Source organism: Levilactobacillus spicheri DSM 15429 (assembly GCF_001435095.1).
In the GTDB taxonomy this organism is placed as follows: Bacteria; Bacillota; Bacilli; order Lactobacillales; family Lactobacillaceae; genus Levilactobacillus; species Levilactobacillus spicheri.
In genome coordinates, this window is record NZ_AZFC01000005.1 from 1 (window position 1) to 18,096 (window position 18,096).

At 57.2% G+C, this 18,096-nt stretch carries 15 protein-coding genes and 1 CRISPR repeat array; of the genes, 2 read left to right on the forward strand and 13 right to left on the reverse strand.

What is annotated here, in order from left to right; all coding sequences use genetic code 11:
• Positions 1-81: 81 nt before the first annotated feature.
• The 4 genes from FD37_RS02330 to FD37_RS02345 form a co-directional block, all read right to left on the reverse strand.
• The gene (locus tag FD37_RS02330; protein WP_045806852.1) at positions 82-1,011 is read right to left on the reverse strand and encodes an aliphatic sulfonate ABC transporter substrate-binding protein; all 930 of its coding nucleotides are present in this window, start codon (positions 1,009-1,011) and stop codon (positions 82-84) included.
• 41 nt (positions 1,012-1,052) lie between these two features.
• A complete protein-coding gene (locus tag FD37_RS02335; protein ID WP_056963171.1) occupies positions 1,053-2,564 on the reverse strand; it encodes an AMP-binding protein in 1,512 nt (503 codons plus the stop codon).
• Complete coding sequence (locus FD37_RS02340; RefSeq protein ID WP_056963173.1) at positions 2,500-3,720, reverse strand: acyltransferase family protein; 1,221 nt, start codon at positions 3,718-3,720, stop codon at positions 2,500-2,502. The genes FD37_RS02335 and FD37_RS02340 overlap by 65 nt, the downstream gene beginning before the upstream one ends.
• Before the next feature lie 182 nt (positions 3,721-3,902).
• The gene (locus FD37_RS02345) at positions 3,903-5,801 is read right to left on the reverse strand and encodes a DUF5776 domain-containing protein (protein ID WP_056963175.1); all 1,899 of its coding nucleotides are present in this window, start codon (positions 5,799-5,801) and stop codon (positions 3,903-3,905) included.
• Between the two features lie 373 nt (positions 5,802-6,174).
• On the opposite strand from FD37_RS02345, the gene FD37_RS02350 reads away from it, so the two are divergent.
• Positions 6,175-6,891 carry a sulfite exporter TauE/SafE family protein gene (locus FD37_RS02350; protein WP_056963177.1) on the forward strand — a complete coding sequence of 239 codons (717 nt, stop codon included), beginning with the start codon at positions 6,175-6,177 and terminating at the stop codon, positions 6,889-6,891.
• 52 nt (positions 6,892-6,943) lie between these two features.
• On the opposite strand, the gene FD37_RS02355 is transcribed toward FD37_RS02350, so the two are convergent.
• From FD37_RS02355 to FD37_RS02365, 3 genes are all read right to left on the reverse strand, one after another.
• Complete coding sequence (locus tag FD37_RS02355) at positions 6,944-7,147, reverse strand: hypothetical protein (protein ID WP_056963179.1); 204 nt, start codon at positions 7,145-7,147, stop codon at positions 6,944-6,946.
• 222 nt (positions 7,148-7,369) lie between these two features.
• Positions 7,370-9,634, reverse strand: coding sequence for a KxYKxGKxW signal peptide domain-containing protein (locus FD37_RS02360; RefSeq protein WP_056963181.1), 2,265 nt, complete (start codon positions 9,632-9,634; stop codon positions 7,370-7,372).
• A gap of 298 nt (positions 9,635-9,932) precedes the next feature.
• A complete protein-coding gene (locus FD37_RS02365) occupies positions 9,933-10,784 on the reverse strand; it encodes a metallophosphoesterase family protein (RefSeq protein ID WP_056963183.1) in 852 nt (283 codons plus the stop codon).
• Between the two features lie 711 nt (positions 10,785-11,495).
• Between FD37_RS02365 and FD37_RS02370 the strand changes: the two genes are divergently transcribed.
• The gene (locus tag FD37_RS02370) at positions 11,496-12,410 is read left to right on the forward strand and encodes a hypothetical protein (RefSeq protein ID WP_056963185.1); all 915 of its coding nucleotides are present in this window, start codon (positions 11,496-11,498) and stop codon (positions 12,408-12,410) included.
• 61 nt (positions 12,411-12,471) lie between these two features.
• Positions 12,472-13,169: direct repeats of the CRISPR family, unit length 28 nt; unit sequence GGATCACCCCCACACGTGTGGGGAATAC.
• Between the two features lie 29 nt (positions 13,170-13,198).
• Here FD37_RS02370 and cas2e read toward each other — a convergent pair.
• The 6 genes from cas2e to casB are packed head-to-tail and all read right to left on the reverse strand — an operon-like array spanning position 13,199 to position 18,094.
• A complete protein-coding gene (gene cas2e, locus FD37_RS02375) occupies positions 13,199-14,086 on the reverse strand; it encodes a type I-E CRISPR-associated endoribonuclease Cas2e (protein ID WP_056963187.1) in 888 nt (295 codons plus the stop codon).
• A complete protein-coding gene (gene cas1e, locus FD37_RS02380; protein WP_056963189.1) occupies positions 14,083-15,036 on the reverse strand; it encodes a type I-E CRISPR-associated endonuclease Cas1e in 954 nt (317 codons plus the stop codon). Before cas1e ends, cas2e begins: the two co-directional genes overlap by 4 nt.
• 2 nt (positions 15,037-15,038) lie before the next feature.
• Positions 15,039-15,710 (reverse strand): type I-E CRISPR-associated protein Cas6/Cse3/CasE, encoded by a 672-nt coding sequence (gene cas6e, locus FD37_RS02385; RefSeq protein WP_056963190.1) that lies wholly within the window; start codon positions 15,708-15,710, stop codon positions 15,039-15,041.
• A 17-nt stretch (positions 15,711-15,727) separates the two neighbouring features.
• Complete coding sequence (gene cas5e / locus FD37_RS02390; RefSeq protein ID WP_056963192.1) at positions 15,728-16,435, reverse strand: type I-E CRISPR-associated protein Cas5/CasD; 708 nt, start codon at positions 16,433-16,435, stop codon at positions 15,728-15,730.
• On the reverse strand, positions 16,416-17,486 hold the full coding sequence (gene cas7e, locus FD37_RS02395; protein ID WP_056963194.1) for a type I-E CRISPR-associated protein Cas7/Cse4/CasC: 1,071 nt from the start codon (positions 17,484-17,486) through the stop codon (positions 16,416-16,418). Before cas7e ends, cas5e begins: the two co-directional genes overlap by 20 nt.
• Positions 17,483-18,094 carry a type I-E CRISPR-associated protein Cse2/CasB gene (gene casB / locus FD37_RS02400; RefSeq protein ID WP_056963196.1) on the reverse strand — a complete coding sequence of 204 codons (612 nt, stop codon included), beginning with the start codon at positions 18,092-18,094 and terminating at the stop codon, positions 17,483-17,485. Before casB ends, cas7e begins: the two co-directional genes overlap by 4 nt.
• Between the last annotated feature and the right edge of the window lie 2 nt (positions 18,095-18,096).

Below are 18,096 nucleotides of genomic sequence, written 5' to 3' on the forward strand. Positions count from 1 at the left end.
AACATAGTAAAACCCCCTGAGTTTGGATTTACTCCAACTCAGGGGGTTCACTTTAAACTGACGAGGAACACACTTTTTTGATTAATCATTACTCTTCTTAATCGTCACGTGGTGCTTAATCAACCCTTCCTGGTAGAACAGGTCAGCAATCTTCTGTTCTTCCTTGATCTCACTAGTCGTCACCGCTGACATGGTGTAGCTGCGGCGCTCGACCATCTTTTTGACCACGGACTTGGACAGCTTCAGAGACTTGCTCAGCATGGTGATCAGTTGCTGATGATGGGTGTCGGCCCACTGCATGTCCTCACCCAGATACTTAGTCAGCAGTGTCGATACCTGACTGTTCTTCTTTTGATAACTTGGCGTGGTGACCAGGTAATCCCGGTTCTTACTCAAGCCCTCACCGGTGACCAGGATCTTCCCGTTTTCCGTCAGTTGGGCTTGCGCCGTGTACGGATCCCAGGTGACCCACGCGTCGACCTTGCCCTTGGCAAAGGCCACGCTGGCCGCCGACTGCTGCATGTTGACCCAGGTAATGTCCGACTTCGCCATGCCGGCCTTCTTCAGGGCGCTTAGCAGCATGTACTCGGACGCGGTCCCCTTGGTGTAGGCGACCTTCTTACCCTTTAAATCCTTGATGGAACTGATACTGCTCGATTGTTTGATCACGATGGCAGATCCCTGGGCCTTCGACGACCCGGCGGCCACGAAGGTCAACTTGGTCCCCGCCGCGATGGCGCTCACGGGTGGCGAGTCTCCTAACCGAGCGTAGTCGATACTCCCCGCTTTCAGGGCCTGCATCAGGGCACTCCCATCCTGGAACTGCTTATACACGACCTGGTACCCCTTTTTCTTCATCTTCTGGACCAGTTCACCGCGTTGTTTCGCGATGTCGACCGGGTCGCCCTTTTGGTACCCAATCGTGACCGTGGTCAGCTGACTTGAAGTCGAGGTGTCCGTGCGTGTCTGGGTGTAGCCGTAACCGGCCACCCCCGCCCACAGAACCAACATCAGGGTGATGACCCATTTCAACAGGCGCCGCTTCGCCGGCCTCACGCGCCCGCTCCCAGCTCAGCGACTAATTGGCGCCGCAGCTGTGGCCGCAGGACCTTCCCCGTGGCGTTCCGCGGGTAGTCCCGGACGAACAGGACCTGCTTGGGTTGCTCGTAGGTCGCCAGCTGTTGCTGGGCCTGGGTGAAGATGGCCTGGCGTTGCCGTTCCTGGTCACCGGGACGACCAATGATCACGGCCGTGACCCGCTCGCCGTAGAGGTCGTCGGGGGTCCCGATGACGGTGACCTCCTTGACGAAGGCCAACTGGCTCAGCACGTTCTCCACGTGAACCGGCGCCACCTTCTCGCCCCCGACGCTAATGATATCCTTCTTGCGTCCGGTGATGAAGAGGTAGCCGTCCGCATCGAAGTACCCCAGATCCCCAGTCAGGAACCACCCGTCTTGAAAGGCATCCGGGTGCGGGTCCAGGTAGCGGGTGATGACGTGGTCCCCCTTCACGGCGATCTCGCCGATCTGGTTAGCGGCCTTTTCGAAATGGCCGTTGCGTAGTACCGCCATTTCGGTGCCCACGGGACGACCCGCGGACCCGATCTTCGGCGCGTCAAACGGGTTCAGCGTGCACTGACTGGCGGTCTCGGTCATGCCGTAGCCTTCCAGAACCCGGGTCTGGTAGTCGTGCTCGAACTGGGTCAGCTTCTGGCGGGGCAGGGAGAACGACGAGCAGCGCACGAAGCGCAGCGGTTGCTGGCCCGTGTAGCTGGCGCGGGCCGCCGGATTGATCAACAGAATGTTAATGATGGTCGGCACCACCGACGCCCAGGTCACCCCGTTGGCCTGTACCTGGGGCCAGAAGTTATGAGCGCTGAACTTCGGGGTGATGACGAGCTTGCCCCCGGATAGCCGGGTCGAGAGGACCGAGACCACCTGGGCGTTGATGTGAAACATCGGCATGGTGATCAGCGTCGTGTCGGCGGCCGTCAACCGGTGACTCGCGATGTCGTGTTGGGCCCCGTTCCATAAAAGCCGGTGGGTCAGCCCCACCCGTTTCGGCTTGCCGGTGGTCCCCGAGGTGTTCAGGATCAACCCCAGGTCGTCTTCACCGGGGGCGGCGACCGGATGGCCCGTGACGGCTTGATTGCGGACCACGGCCAGGTGATCCACCGTGTTGAGCAGCAGCTCGACCAGCCGAGTCGGCCGCCCCGCCTGCGCGGCGGGCAACAGGTGATCACTGACGATGGTCGCCGCGTAAGTCTGTTCGTTTAACGCCGCCTGGAGTTCTCCGGCCGGCGTGGTCGCGGCGACCGGGTGCATCACGGCCCCGACCTCCCAGATGGCTTGGGTCAGGACCGGATAAACGGCCGAATTCGGGAGGCAAACGAACACCACGTCCCCGTGGCCAATGGTCTGCTGCCGGAACAGGTCGACCAGCTGGGCCACGTCGCCGGCCAGCTCCGTGCCGTTGAACCACCGTCCTTGACTTTCATCCTTAATGATCTTCTGACTTGACGCTTGTTGCAGGTGCTGGGTGAGACGTTGCGTGATTTGAGACATGTGCAAGAACTCCTTTCAGGGGGTGCCATTGCGGACGGCCAATCAACACGCCGAACGGTGGCACCCGGTAACAGAACCAGGAAATGGTCAGGGCCCCGCCTAAAACGAACAGGTACCCCACCGGTAATAGTAGTAACAGGCCCCAGGCCGGGACGTGCAGCAGTCCCAGGATCCCGTACAGGGCGAATAACGGCAGGCTTTGGACCAGGTAGATTCCAAACGACACCTTCGAGAAGGCTTGGACCAGCCGGTCGATCCAGCCGGGCAGGCCGCGTTGGCGGACCCGGGCGTACTGCAAGCCGATCCAGAAGACCAGGCTGATCATGAAGACGTCGTAGACGAAGATCAACGGCTGGTGGACCGAAAACGTCGCCGCCCGACTGAGGTGTAAGACGTTTTGATTTCCGAAGTACAGTCCCACCGTTCCCAGGGCCAGCAGCCCCGCCATCGTCGCGATGAACCGGTGTTGCCGTTCCAGCCAAGCCACGACGGCGTCATAGTGGATCGCCGTGAAGCCGCCGGCAATGAAGTAGACCTGATAGACCAAAACGTTGTTGCCGTAGCTGCGGAACCACCAGAGCCAGTGCTGGGTGTCCACCTGGGGCAGCCAGTACTTGATGGCTATTAGAAGTAACAGTTGCAGGACCGCGCTGACCCCCAGGACATGCAGGTGGTGCTGGGGCAACTTCTTGAAGAGCAGGACCAACAGCGGGAACAACAGGTAAAGCTGGAAGGTCACCAGGATATAGTACATGTAGTACTCGTTACCGTACTGCAGGGCGTTGCCCAGATGGGCCCAGTAGGCCGGCCAGTCGATGCCGCCCCCCGCAATCAGGGTCGCTACCAGCATGATGATGGCGTTCCAGGCCACGTACGGGATGCCGGAACTGGTATAGCGTTTCCACCAGAACTGCCCCCAGTGCGGGTCGCGATGATAGTAGTTCAGGACCAGCACTAGGCCGGTCATGAACATGAAGCCCATCCGGGTAAAGTGGAGCGCCAGGTGGGTCGCCTCTAGGAAGAGATGGCTTTTGGTGGTGTTGACCAGCCGGGATTCAAAGGCCGTCGTGGTGTGATTCAGGAGCACGCCGCCGATGAAGATGACCCGCATCAGGTCCACCTCGTGAAGATAGCGATGCTTGGTTTTTTCAGCCACGCGCTCACCTCGCTTTCTGTGCTGTTTTTGAGCATGTTCCCGTTATAGCATTGGCCGGCCGCCCCCGTCCTAATAAGGCGTTAAACATTTCCTATGAATTTCTTAGATAGCGGTTTCACGACTCACGGCACCTAAAAAAGCGCCTCCCGGCCGGCTGATGGACTGGGAGACGCTTAGATGGGTTATTGAATAACTTGAATAAATTTTCGATTGGCGGTCACGTACCCGCCGGCGACCCGGTAGCGCAGGGTCCCCCGCGTGCCAAAATCATTTGGATGGGAGTACGTCCACCCCAGGATCGACAGGTGCTTGCCCGCCGCGAACCGGCCGTTTCGACTCGTCAGGTTCGCCGTTCGGTACCGGTTGAGCGTTGTCTTGGTCCGCAGAGCCCTTGGCGTGGCCTGCGTGCCCGCTAAGACCAGCTTTCGGTTCGCCGTGACGTAACGGCCGTTACTCAACTTGAACCGGGTGGTCAGGCGGTGCTGCTGCAGGCCCACGACCTTCAAGACCGTTCCCTGCCGGTAGTGCACCGCCGCGCCCTTCAGGTCCGCCTTCCGGTAGGCGTTCACCCCACCCGGATTGATGACCGTGATCTTGGCGTGCTTGGCCTGGTAGTAGACCGGCAACGTGTAGCGCTGGTTCGCCGTGATGTACCCGGTCTTCCCCGCCGTTTGGCTCCGGTGGTTCACGTCGGTCACGCGGTACCGCAACGTGCCGTTGGCCGAGCGGGCATAGCCCTTGACCACGAACATCGGTCGGTTGATCCGCGGCTGCTGCACGTATTTGGCCAGCCGTTCACGATTCTTAAACGTCGCGTTGCGGTATAGGTAGATTGGTTTGACGGCGTAGACCACGCTCCCGGTCGTGGCCGGGGTCCCGGTGATCTGGTCGGCGGCGGACCCCGCCGTCACCGTTGAATCCGCGTTGGACGTGGCCGTCGAGGACTCGGTGGTGCTGGGCGTGCCGGGGTCGATCGGCGTGGTGGCGGACCCACTGCCACCCCCGGTGGTCGTCGACGAGCTGGACGACTCTTCCGGTTCCGCCTCCCACTTCAGCGCGTAGTACTGCATCCCATCGGCCACCAGGGTACTGCCATCCGCGTAGACGATGGGGTCAAGGTCGGGATAGTTGCTGTTATTGTACTGATGGTCCAGGATCACCCAGTTAAGGGTCTTATTCAGGCCCTGAACCAGCGCGTCGGTCCCGTCCTTCACGTAGGTGCCCGTGTCGTTGTAAAAGACGTGGGTGCTGGTCTGAATCGGTTCGCCTTCCAGCCCCTTGACCTGCGTGGGGAAGCGGTACGCCGTGGTCGGGTCATAGGTTTCCGGATCGATGTAGGTCACGGGCGTCCAAAAGACCTGGTACTGGCCAAAGGCGAGCAGGTCGATCTTGCCATACGACTGAAAGACCGAGAAGTCGGTCAGCTGCTGATTGGCGAACGTGAAGCGCATCGCCCCGTTGACGTTCTTGTGCTCTAGGTTGGCAAACTGGGTCAATAACGGCGCCAGCTGCGGGATATCGTCATTGGTCAGGCCCCCGTAGTTCCGGTACTGATTCTCACCGGCCAGACAGATCTGTCGGTAGCCGTACGCGGAGGGATCTTCCAGCACCCGAATCGTGTTCAGGGCGGCCAGGTCGCCGTCGTGCATCCCATCCTGCACGATCGTCAGGCTTCCCGACACCGCCAGATTCTGGAACACCGCCAGGGAGACGCCCTTGGTCAGGTGAATCTGAATCGCGATGCCAATGCCGGCGGGGAGTTCTTGAAGGCTTTCGAGCCCCGTCAAGGACGTGATGTTGCCCTGGACCGCGTCCACGTCTGGCTGCTTACCCTGGTAGTGGCGGATATCGCCGTAGGTCACGGCCCCCGTGGCCCCGACGGCCTTGCCGACTGCCGTGGCGAGCGCCGGGTCTTCAAAGGTGACCGGGTCCTCGTCCGCGTGGTCGGCACTCACCGTCTGGCTGGTCGGTGCCTCATCCGCGGCTTGGGCCGGAACGGTGGTGGTCAGGCCTCCCACCGTCAAAACGGTTCCAACGGCGCCCGCTAAGAGCCACCGCTGCCATGGTTCGACTGTTCGCATGATAAACTCCCCCTTTATTTACTTCGGCTGTCATCAGTTTATGGGTCTTATTATATCAAATTGCTGAAAGCGGTTCCATCTTTAATTGTGACGATTGTGGTTAAATGTGCAAGCGAGTAAACCAACAATTAATCTGCAAGAAAGCCCGTTTTTCGGTCAATTCAACCGTTAAAGAGCGCCATCGCCCCGGCTAATACCAGTTAAACCGTTTACCCTATTTGAGGCAAAAGCCACTGTTTTCCGGCCCCAGCCGACAGACTCGGCTGGTCAACTGACCGAACCAGCCGCGTAGGCGAATCAGTGGTGGGCATTGACAGGTTCCCCCATTATCCGGCACACTAGTCTTAGTATCTTTCATGAGGAGGCGGGTCGTGTGACCTGGTTATTGATTGTTTTTCCCGCCCTACTAGCGGGGCTGGTCCAAGGGCTAACGGGGTTCGGCGCGGTCATCATCATGATGATCTTCTTCCCGTCGGTCCTGCCGATGGCCCAGGCCGCGGGGGTCGGCGGTGTCATTATGTTCACCAGTGTGCTGGGATTGACGCTGCGTTACCGGCACCATTTACAGCTGAAACGGATCATCGGCCCCTTCCTGATCTACGCCACGGTGGCGACTTGGTCGGTCCATTTGGGGCACGTGCTCGATAGCCACCTGCTGCGCATGCTGTTAGGCGGGTTACTGGTGGCGTTGTGCGCCTACTTCACCCTGGCCAAGGGCGCGGGCGACCGGCGCTACCCCTGGTACGTGGCGGTCTGCTTTATGGTCATTTCGGGCTTCTTTAACGGTCTGTTCGGCATCGGGGGCCCGCTGATGGCCCTGTACTTCTTGTCGCTCTCCACGTCGATGCCCGACTACATCGCGAATATTCAGGGATTCTTCCTGATCGACACGCTGTACATCACCAGTGTGCGGGTCGCCACCGGCATCCTGACGGTCCACCTGATCCCCCAGATTCTGCTAGGGATGGTGGCCGCCAGCCTCGGGACCATCATCGCCGCGCACCTCCTGAATCGCCTGAATCCGGATACGCTGAAGCGTTGGATCTACGGGTTTATCGGGTTGAGCGGGCTGTATTACCTGTTCTTTTAGACGACACATCAATGGCCCCACAACCGCGCAGATTGTGAGGCCATTGGTGTGTCTAGGCCAAGACCAGGGATAAAAACAGCCAGAAGAAGCAAATCTCAACGAAGGCCACCGATAAAATGCCGCCATCGGTGTAAAACCGGTTGAAAACAATGCCACAAATCGCCTTAAACAGGGCGTACCCCAGCAATATCAGCAAACCAATCAGGTACCCCCGTTCCACACCGGCACTCACGGAAATGATTGCCGGCGTCACCATGAGAATCAATCCATAGAAAATCACGAGTCCCCACAGATACACATTTTTCTTGGTTGGATGGAACCATCTTAAACATGGCGCTCCCCTCCTCAGCTACCATCATAGTTTAATTATCCAAAAAAACAATTGCGAACATGAATTTTTCGTCCAACGCACTATTCACAAAAAAGCCTGTGCAACCAATCTCACTGGTCGCTCAGGCTTTTCATCTGCCTTCTTCAATTAACTGTTGCGGTGTTTCCGCCGGCCCGCTAGACCTAGCGTGGTCAGCAGGAGCAGAACCCCCGCCGCCAACGGATTCACGCTGGCCGCGCGCTCACCGGTCTGCGGCAACGTCGTGGCGGTCATTCCCGCCGACTGCTGCGTTGCCTGTGCGGAGGTCGGCGCGGAGTTTGCCCCCGCGGAAGCGGCCAGCTGCGTCACCCGACCCGCGGCCCGTGCCGTGATGGTCGTGGCGGTAGCGGCGGCGCCACCCCGTTGCGTTTGACTGGCCGTCACCTGGTTGACCGTCTTGGCCGGTTGCGGTGCGTTGCCGGGCTGCTGAGCCGTTGGCCGATTGGCATCCGCCGCGCTCCCACCGGTCGTGGGGTGGCTTGGCGTGGTCGTGCCGCCGTTATTGCCCGGATTGGTGGGCGTCGTCGTTGCCCCACCGTTATTGTCTGGGTCAGTGGGCGTTACGGTCGACCCACCATTGTCGCCTGGGTCAGTGGGGGTCGTGGTCGAGCCGCCATTGTCCCCCGGGTCGGTCGGTGTCGTGGTCGACCCACCGCCCTGATTGCCACCGTCGGCCGCCGGGTCCACGTGAACCTTGGCCGTGACCGTCACAATGTACGGTTCGCCTTTGCCATAGTAGTCGGCAGCGACCTGGTAACTGTACGTCACCGTCAGGTCCCCCGACCGGACGGCCTTGCCCGCCTGCATGATGCCGTCCGGGTCCTGCACCTGGACACCGACCTGGTCCGCCGTAAGCGGCGCGTCGGCATCGTCCAGCCCCGCGACAAAGTTGTCCAGGTCCGTCCATTGGTCGCCGACCTTCAGGGTGCTGTCCTTTGCCGTCAGGACCTTCCGTAAGGTGATGTAGACGTGCGGCGCATAGGTGCCCGTGGCCGCACTGCCGTCACCGCCCACGATGGCCGGGCCCGAATCGCTGCCGCCCTGTTGGTCCGCCTTGTTCTGATACAGGTACGTGCTTTGCGGCGTACCGTCCGCGTTCAACAGGACCGAGTAGCCGTGATCCTTCACCAGATCAGCGATTCCCGTGGCGGCCAGGTCGACGGAGACGTAGCCCCCGGTGTAGAAATGGTCGGCCGAGGGACTGCCCGGATTATAGAGGTTGTTATAGCTGACGTCGCCGGGTTTGACCTCGGGAATCAGGGCTTGAATATCGTTGGGGACGGATTCGTAGAGCTCGTTCAGCTTAACGGCCGTTACCGCGCGGTACTGTCCGGCCACGTCGGGCAGCTGCTCGGCGAAGCGGAAGGCCAGGTCGCCGCCGTTGGTGTTATTCATGATGTTCATGGCCCCCACCTTTTCGACCCCACTGATCGTGTAAAGGTCCTTCTTCAGGGCGGTTAGGGGCACGTTGATGGTGACGCTCTGGTTCGCACCGAGGGTCCCATCCAGGCGGATCTGCTTCAGATCGGCCAACTGGAAGTCCGGGTAGGCCTTCAAAAGGTCGGCGTAACTCTTGTAGTTACCATTTTCGACCGCAAAGGACATCTGCAAGCCCGCCGGCAAACTGCTGACCAGCTCATTGATATTGAAACTGTCGGCCACCACGACCTGACTGGTGGCGCTGGCCGCTTCGTAATACTTCGGCAGCAACAGCAACGTGGAGTAAATCGTTTGGTCGTTATCCGTTAAATTTTTCATGGTATAAACGGCCGTGATATCGGTTGCGTTGGCGTTCACGATGACGCCGGCATTGTTAGTGTCGGTCGATTGTGAAATCGTCGTCCCCTGATCATTCGTGGCCTTGATTTGGGCCGTCAGATCAACGTTGGTATCCACCACCTTATCCGTCGCCCCCGGGTCCTTGTCGACGGCGGGCGCCGGACTCGTGGTTTGCGCCTGCGCTGCGGGTTCGGCCGCGGGTGTCGGGTCAGCTTCCGCTTCCGGTTGCGGGGTCGATTGTCCGGCCGTTTCGGTTTCTTGGGGATTGGTTTCAGGCGTGTTCGCATCCGTCGTTTCGGGTGATTCGTCGTCCGCGTTCCCCGTCTCCTGGGTTGGTGCGTCCGCTGCTGCAGGCGCCGTCTGTGCGACCGGTAAGGTCACCGTTTGACTGGTGGTATCCACCGGTTGGTCGCTGACCGTTCCCTGCGCGGCATCGGTCGAACCATCGGCCGCCGTGTCAGCGTTTGCCTGGGCGGGGCCCATCAACCCGATTCCCAATGCCGTGACGCCGAGCGTGGCGTATAGCCACCGTTTCCCGGCCTTATAGCTTTTATAATGGACACTGGTCGTCATCTGTGCTGCCTTTTGCTTCATGTTACTCCCTCCAAACTGGCCAACGATTCACAGCTCCGTGATCTGAAACCCCTTACAAGTGATTTTAATCACAAATGACTGCCCGCAAAATATCGCCGGCTCCTCATACCACATCCCGATTAGTTCTCACACTTTTGGCAATGTGGATAAATGCTTTCTAGTTATAATTGTAATTGTTTTTATTGAAATATCAACCCCCAAAAACGTCTATTCAAAAAACCTTCTACACAACAATAAAAAGGCACCTGCTCCATCCCGGTAAAACGGGTAGAACGGGTGCCATCATCAAGTTTATGCTTCAATCATGGTCAGCGGCCGAATACCGGGCCACGATGGCCTGCAGGCGGTCTTGGTACCCCAGGCGCTGCGTTTCGTGGGCTAACCGATCCAGGTCATGGGTGTGGACCGCCCCCGTGCGTAACTGCTCGGCGTACAGGTCGACATACGGCAGGTGTTGCCGCTGGGCCAACGCCAATTCCGCTTCGCCGTCGTACGCCACCTTGCGAAAGGTCACGTCGGGCATGGCGCGTCCGTGGGTCGTCACGATAGCGTACTGGGCGCGTAAGTCGTGCGCAAATCGCGACCAATGCGGGAACGGCATCCCCACCGTTCCGGGGTTCAAAATGAACTGTCCTTGGGTACTCTGGCGAAATAGCTGGTGGTGTACGTGGCCGTACACGGCAACGTCGACATCGGGCGCGACCAGGCCATCGAAGGCCGCCTGGTCCCCGGTCGGGCTGAGCGTGTGGCCGGAGTCCTTGGTGGGCAGATTGTGGCTCAGCTGGAACCGGAGGCCCTCAATCGTTCGGGTCACGGTCAAGGGCAGATGCCGTAGCCGGGCGACCTCGTCAGCCGACAGGTGTTGCCGCACATAATCGTCGATCAGTGATTCGTATACGTCGCTGGGATCCGTTTGGTCGATCTGGCCGTCCAGGGTCTCTAGCAAACCGTGTTCCCAGTTGCCCCGCACGTAGGCCGTGATGGGCAGCGCGTCGAGTAACGCCAGCAGGTCGTGCGCGCCCGGCCCCGGCACGAAGAGATCCCCCAGAAACCAAAAATCCGTACACCCGGCCTGATGGGCGTCGTTGATCACCGCCTGTAGGGCGTGGACGTTACCGTGAACGTCCGATAGAATCGCAATTTTTCGCATGTTGCCACCTCGTTTAAGTCAATGGGACCATTATACCACGGCTAATTCGCCCCCCTCTGGCAGAAAGGCGGCTGCTCTCCTTTAACCCCCGGCGCGGCTAAGACGGTTCAGCCCTAACGCTTGTCGCATGCACCAAAATGGTCCCCAAAACTAAGTTAGGTCCCAAGCCCGTTTGCTCATGACTTGGGGCCTAGTTGGCTATACTGGAGATGGATAAGTTAATTCTAAGGGAATTAATCACACAAAACCGAAGGGAAGCCTGACCATGGAGGAACAACTAAAAGCCCATGCATTTTGGATTGACCCCTCTCTTGTCGAACACGCCACAGGAGAAGCGGTCCACCTGGCACCTTAATACTTGGAATCGAAAAAATACGAGACCTACTTTGCGGCACTCCGAGACCGGCACTACACGCTCGCCCCACAAGCAGATGGTGGTCTGAAAGCGTTAGCGCCGTTATGTGATAGCCATTCACAGGTCTCGACAATTACACTAACGCCCGTTGATGAGAATCAACCGCAAACACCGGCACAACAATTAGCCTACGAACAACGGGATGAGATTGTTCGTAGGCTAACTGTCTCGGCCGATTAACTCTAAAGAATCAAAAACCACTGGTCTGCAGACTGGTGGTTTTAATTTTTAGGTGACAAAATTCCCCGAAATTTCGTTAGTAAGAGTATAACCCTAAAATTTTCGGAGGATGTTTTATGCTGATCAAGACGCAATACGTGGCCCTACGCCTAACCCTCATTCGAAAGCACCGACTCAACCCAACCCTAGCGGTCATTTATAGTGCCCTCATCGACCGGATGCTTTCCAGTCGCCGACAGGGCCGCCGTTTTTTTAACGCATCTCGGCAGGCCTATTTCGTCAACTATGCCCAGCCCGAGATGGCAGCTAACTATTTCATTAGCCCGCGGACCGTCCAACGCGCTTACGATCAACTAGAAGAGATGGGACTTTTGCTAAAAAAGCACCGGCGAAACGCTAGCGATTGCTTGTTTTTACCCGAAATGGAAGGCTGGCTTTACGACTACCACGACAAATTGGCGCGACCAGCCTGGTCATTTTGGCCAACTAATCACTTGACCTTAAACCAATCTTTTAAAAGCACAGTTAAAACACTTAATACGCGCCCAGCGATTAGCGTTTCCGCACAATCATCCTCAGCTGGCGCTAACCAAGCGGCATTAAGTTCGTCTCAGATAGCCCCATCCGTCGGCCAGCCGTCTGAAAAATTACTCACCCACTTGGAATTTACCAATCTAACCCAATCGCTCACCACTGTGGGCGGAATCCCCACGACAACAGCTCAGCTAATGGCAGCTTTAGCCGATCATGACCACGCACGACTCTATGAGATGGCGCGCGTGATTTACCAAGCCAAAGCGGCGGTCTGTCGCATGGCCGAGGCTCAGCTGGGCCTTTCTGGTCGCTTGGCCACGCGGCTAGAACATAATTCGGTCCTAATCGAAAATCTACACACAGCCATTGCTCGCATCATCCCTGCGGCCTACCGCAAGAACCGCCAATCCTGGCAGGGCTACGCCTATGTGGCTTTCCGGCAGTTCTTTGAAGAGACGGCTAATGAGTGGCTAAGGGGTGAGATGGAAGCAGGTTGAAATTAACCCTCACATGCGTGGGGAATACTCTTATGATGGCAATCGGTCTTTGGATGCCGAAGAATCACCCCCATACGTGTGGGGAATACAACTTTTTAATATCGACGCTGACCGGCCCGTCAGGATCACCCCCACACGTGTGGGGAATACTGATTACACTAAGCACCTCGTCGGCCACACCTAGGATCACCCCCACACGTGTGGGGAATACGTTATCGTGATCTATCCGATGCCAAAAGTGGTAGGATCACCCCCACACGTGTGGGGAATACCCCTTCCAAAGCCCGCCGCTCTGCGGTATGCTGGGATCACCCCCACACGTGTGGGGAATACTGCCCCTTATCAGTATGGCCGAAGATAAATACAGGATCACCCCCACACGTGTGGGGAATACCTTGATCGAGAATATAAAAATGATTATAAAACGGGATCACCCCCACACGTGTGGGGAATACCGCCTGGTCGGTGTAAGGGCGGTGAAGTAATGGGGATCACCCCCACACGTGTGGGGAATACACCGGGAAGAACTTCCCGCAACACGAAAACTTGGGATCACCCCCACACGTGTGGGGAATACTGCATCCCCCTGGGTAGCAGAAAAGCCAACGGAGGATCACCCCCACACGTGTGGGGAATACGCAGATTGACTTTCATCGTGTGCCGGGGCGTAGGATCACCCCCACACGTGTGGGGAATACTCCTTGGCTCTCACGACGTAACTTTCGCCGGCGGGATCACCCCCACACGTGTGGGGAATACACTAAAGGATCCCTGTCATACCGGCATTCTCAAATCGACAAATCGCCTGTTTTCATTAACTTGTGTGCGAGGGTCAGCGTGGCGCGCGCATCCGCCAAAGCCTGATGCGGAGTTTCATTTGAAATATCGTAAGCCGCCAACACCGTTGGCAAACGGTAATTATCTAAGAACTGATTAGCCGTTTTCACAATCGGTAAAAGGTCCCGTGTGGTATTGGTTAAATCAGCTTGCTCCAAGCGTCTAAACCCATTAGCCAAAAAGGACGCGTCAAACTGGTAATTGTACCCGACAATCAGTGCCGACCCCACAAACTGGCGCAGGTCTGCCAGAGCTTTACTTAACGGCACTCCCTGCTCCATCAGCATCTCCGTTGTTAAGCCCGTCAGCTTCGTAATCGCTGGTGGAACTGGGCGCTCAATCTGAATCAACCGGTAAAGAGTGTCGCCATCCCCATTGGCCCCCGATTTCACCGCCCCAATCGATATTATCACGTCCTGGAAGGGATTTAATCCCGTCGTCTCAACGTCAACCGCGACCACTGCTGTTTCTTTATGGAGGCGTGGTTGATTGGTCTGCCGGGTCATCACCCGTGCTCGGTGGAATTTTGCCGCTTTGCTAAACCCATGTCGGGGAATTCCCGGGGCCACCGTTAAATGCATCATCAGTGGAATCCCATCAAAATCAACGACCTGGCGATCCTGCCGCGTCGTCTTAAATTGGTACCCGAGTTCATTCTGGGCGTTATACACCATGGTTGCCTCGCCCTGACCAATGGTTTTTAAAATGCGTTCCCATAACTGGTCCCGGATCCGGGCACTCACGTTTCCCACGTAAACCCCCGTTTGAATTTCCTGATACCACTTGGTCAGATCACCCCTTAGTGCCGCCGGGACCTTGGTCAACGTGATGACAATCATTCGGTCTCATCCTCTTCCATTTCATGGTACTGGACGCCGAATTTCTGCAGCCCCAGTCGGTCATCCCAGAGACTGATCAGGTCTGCCCCCGTTGCGTCGGCTTCAACACCGAGCAACGCTTTCAGATCCGTCACCATTCGGGACAACAATTTACCATCAACAAAGGCATCGCGCATCGCTAACCGGGTTTTCGCCGCAATATCCGAATCCTCACCATACTTGGCCGTTACCGCAAACGCGATTGGAATCGACACCTGTGCCTTATAAAGATCCGCGAAGTCATACACAAAGGACAAATCATGTCCCGTATGGACAAATCCCAATCCGGGTGACGCCCCCAGAGCAACAATCACGCTATAGCTGAGCCCATACAGTGCCTGATGCGCCGCCGTCAACGCCTTGTTGATCGGCGAACTCGCCTCAAAATCATCCGGATTATACTCCCGTCGGGTCCAGGCAACGTGCGTTTGTTGCGATTGCGCCAGATACACCCGCCGTACCCGGGCACCTTCCTTTCCCCGCAATTCTTGCATGGTCAGGTCGGAAACGTCTTGATCCGGAAAGCGCAGCTGATACATCTTGCGGGCCACGGCCAGCCGTGACCGCTGGTTGGACACAAGTTTGGCTTGGGCCACCAGCAACGCGGATGAGCGATTTAACGCGCGCCCGTGTGCATACTCTCGCACGCCCCATTCGCCTACCCAGACGACGCCCAGGCCCGAATCACCAATCAATTCCATGGCCCGGTGGGTCACATCCACACCTGGCCCCAACATAAGTACACTAATAATGGCCGTCGGCACAAAAACGGTCCCTCGCTGATCCGTCACGCGAATCGCACTGTCCTGACGATTCAGTTTAGCATGCTCCAGGTACAGAAAGGTCACCCGGTCGCGAACGCGTCCCAGCTCCGACAGCTCCGGCTTCTTAGCGCCCATTTTTCTGGCCATGGTCAGTTCACCGGAATGACCGTCAGCAGGCCCATGCCAAAGGCTTTTTCCCGACCCAGACCTGTCGTTAAGGTTTGACGAAAGGTCACCGCGTCGGTTACGCGAAGCACTCCCTCAAACGTCACCCGACTCAACCGTGCGCCGCGGCCTTGCTTGCGGTGGAGCATGGGCCAGTCACGACTGACGATGTCAAACGCCGGCTCGGAAAACGCCGCATTACCGTCAACATCCTGCTGGTCAACCAACTGAAACCCCGCCTTTTCGGCGCGATCCTCTACCCATTTCCGCTGCTGTTCCACCGTAATATGGGGGACCACGCGACCTTGACGCTCGCCCGGTCGTTTCATCCGGTACGACGGATTCGCCGTTAACCGAAAGCGCATAAGTTGGCCCGCTTGAACACGAGCCAGCAGTGGATCATACGCTTTGGATTGCACCGTTCCGGCAACCCCATAGCGGAGCAAGCCCGCGGGATCCGGTAAATCCTGACTCAAGACTAATAGATAGCGTTTGCCGGCTAATTGATCCAACCGCCATAAATGGCGCTGTCGCTTTCCCGCGGCAATCTCCGCCGGAAAGCTTTGTTCGACCCAGTTGTGAAAGGTTCCCAAATGGGTCAGATCGCGGGTCTTGGCTCGATTCGCCGTATCCACCTCGACTCTTGATAAATACATTCTGTCATCCTTCCTCTCTACAAAACGCTGAAGGGATCATGTTCGGTATCAGCTTGCTGAGAAGCCGTCGGCCGTAGTGTGATGGTTTCCGTTGCGACGGCGCGATACCCGTAACGCCGATCTCGCTGATCAAAGGACACCACCCGGTCGCGCGCCAGCCCACTATGCTGGTGGGGCAATAAGTCGGCATCCGCAATAATCTCAACGCGGACACTCTCGGCATGGCGCCAGTATCGCCGTTGATACCAATCCGCTGCGCGCCACGACAACTGTTCTAAGACCTCCACCGGCGATTGCGCCGCATACGTCTCCATTTGTAAAACCCCCGCCGGCGCATTGGACCGCCGGCCGAGATACAGTTGAAACTGCGGATGGCGCAAGGCCCTCTGAATCGCCGTTATCAGTTGCTCATCGTCGCTACCTAACGCAACGACGAATACCGCATCCTGAAGATACTCTCGGTGGGTGATCTTCCGTGTTCCGGGCTTCCATTCGACCGTTTGGTAATCCGTCAACGTGCGACCCGGCTGGTCGAGCCGTACCGCGAAATTGAGGCCGTTAAGGGCAACGATTCGTGGATCCGTTCGCTGATAGCCCAGAGCTGCCGCCACCATCCCGATGATGGCACTTTTGGTCGGGGCCGGGTCGGTCGTCCGCCAATCAAACGTGGCCTCGTTACCGTATGCCTGTAACGGCGCCGTTAGTCTAATCGTTAATGTTTTCATGCTGGACCGCCTTCGCTAACCCATCCGTGACCTGCTGCAATAGCGCCGTCAAATTATCAACCTGATTCTCGACCTTGGAGGCTTCTCGACTCAAAACGACCGACAGTAACGGTTGATCAACGAACGCCAGGGTTGACTGGTACTCCGCCTCTAACCGTTGAATCGATTCCGGTAAGTATCCTTGACGTGAGGAGACGGGTTGTTCAAAAGCCGAGACCAGGTTAACCGGCGTATCCGACCGCAATGTCACCATCACGTAGCTTGGTAACGTCTTGTTTGCGAACGTGTTTTGCTTCCCGGTAGGCATCGAGAGCAAGAAGTCCTTGATAAAGGTCACCGCTCCCTGAACGGCATCGGTCTCTCCCAGATTATTCCTTAATTCAGTCATGTTGACGTTCGCATAGCGATAAAGGGTCGCCGAACTAAAGTCAATGGTCCCCAGCATCGCGGCCCCCGTGGTATCATCGCCTTGCAGATCGTCTAGCGCCGTGTAGTAATCGTATTCTGGCACGATTTCGTGCGTTGAAATCGCGTGAGCCACTTGAGCGGCCCCGTCGACGTTCAACTCGGGATTATCGGCTACCATTCGACCAAACAGGGCCAAGTCCAGGGACTGGTCCCCTTTTAACACCTTCTTGATTTCCTTTTTATCGAAGTCGTCGTGGTCGAGAAGGTACTGTGCCAATTTATCAATTTGACCCGGACTCACGAACAGTAAAGCGCCCGTCTCCCGGTCTTTTAGCTTAATGCTTGCGGCCTTAAAGGCAGCGTCCACCTTAGCGATCACCGCGTCTTGGTCAAGCGAGGAATCCAATGTCGTGAGCTTATCCGCTAAGAGCTGGGCCGCTTGCTTGGTTCGAGTGCCGATGTTAACCGCATCCTGGGCAAACGCTTGGCGCACTGCTCGCTTCCAACTTTGAGAGGAAACTCGTGACCGGGTCACGCCACCATACAATGCCGTCTTAGGCGCACCGGTGTCATCCCGGTTAACGTTCGACGGCGGAAGTGTTTGTAAGACGTTCAGATCGATATATAAATTAGTTTGAGTCATGCGTGAGTCTTCCCTTCTGTTTGTGTGTTGCTACTTTCTTGCCAAAAATACTGCTCACCCCAGCGTAACCGAATCTGATTCGCCCACTGATAGTTTTGCTGCAGGCCGTACACGTCCTGAGCCAACTGGGCGTAATCGACCTGCGGTGCCCGTTTGCTGGCTTTTAGAATCTTCACCAGATGCGATAATTCGTTGAGGATACTTGCAACGTTGCCCGTTGACAGTACCGAGCGGACCCGTCGATCAAGGGCTTGCTGGTTATCCGCATTTCGGAATTCAGCAAGTGCCTTAAATAATTCGGTTCCCTTTGTCGCATCATCTTGCTGATGTATCGCGGGCGCGTAAGCACAGACGCTTTGTCCTTGCTGGTGAATGGCAAATAATCGAACGGCAGCGTACACCGCCGTCTCTGCCGCTGTTGGTTGACCCTGATGACTTAACATCTGCGGCGTCAAACTGGCCAACATCACCGGCCAAACCGCCTGCGCCCGGGGACTCGTAAACGATGTGGTACTCCGTGCACTGGCCAGGGCCGCCGTATTGGGATGTCCATCTTGGTAAAGCGCTCTCAATGCGTGCGCCGTGACCTGTCTAATTTCCTGATTCATGA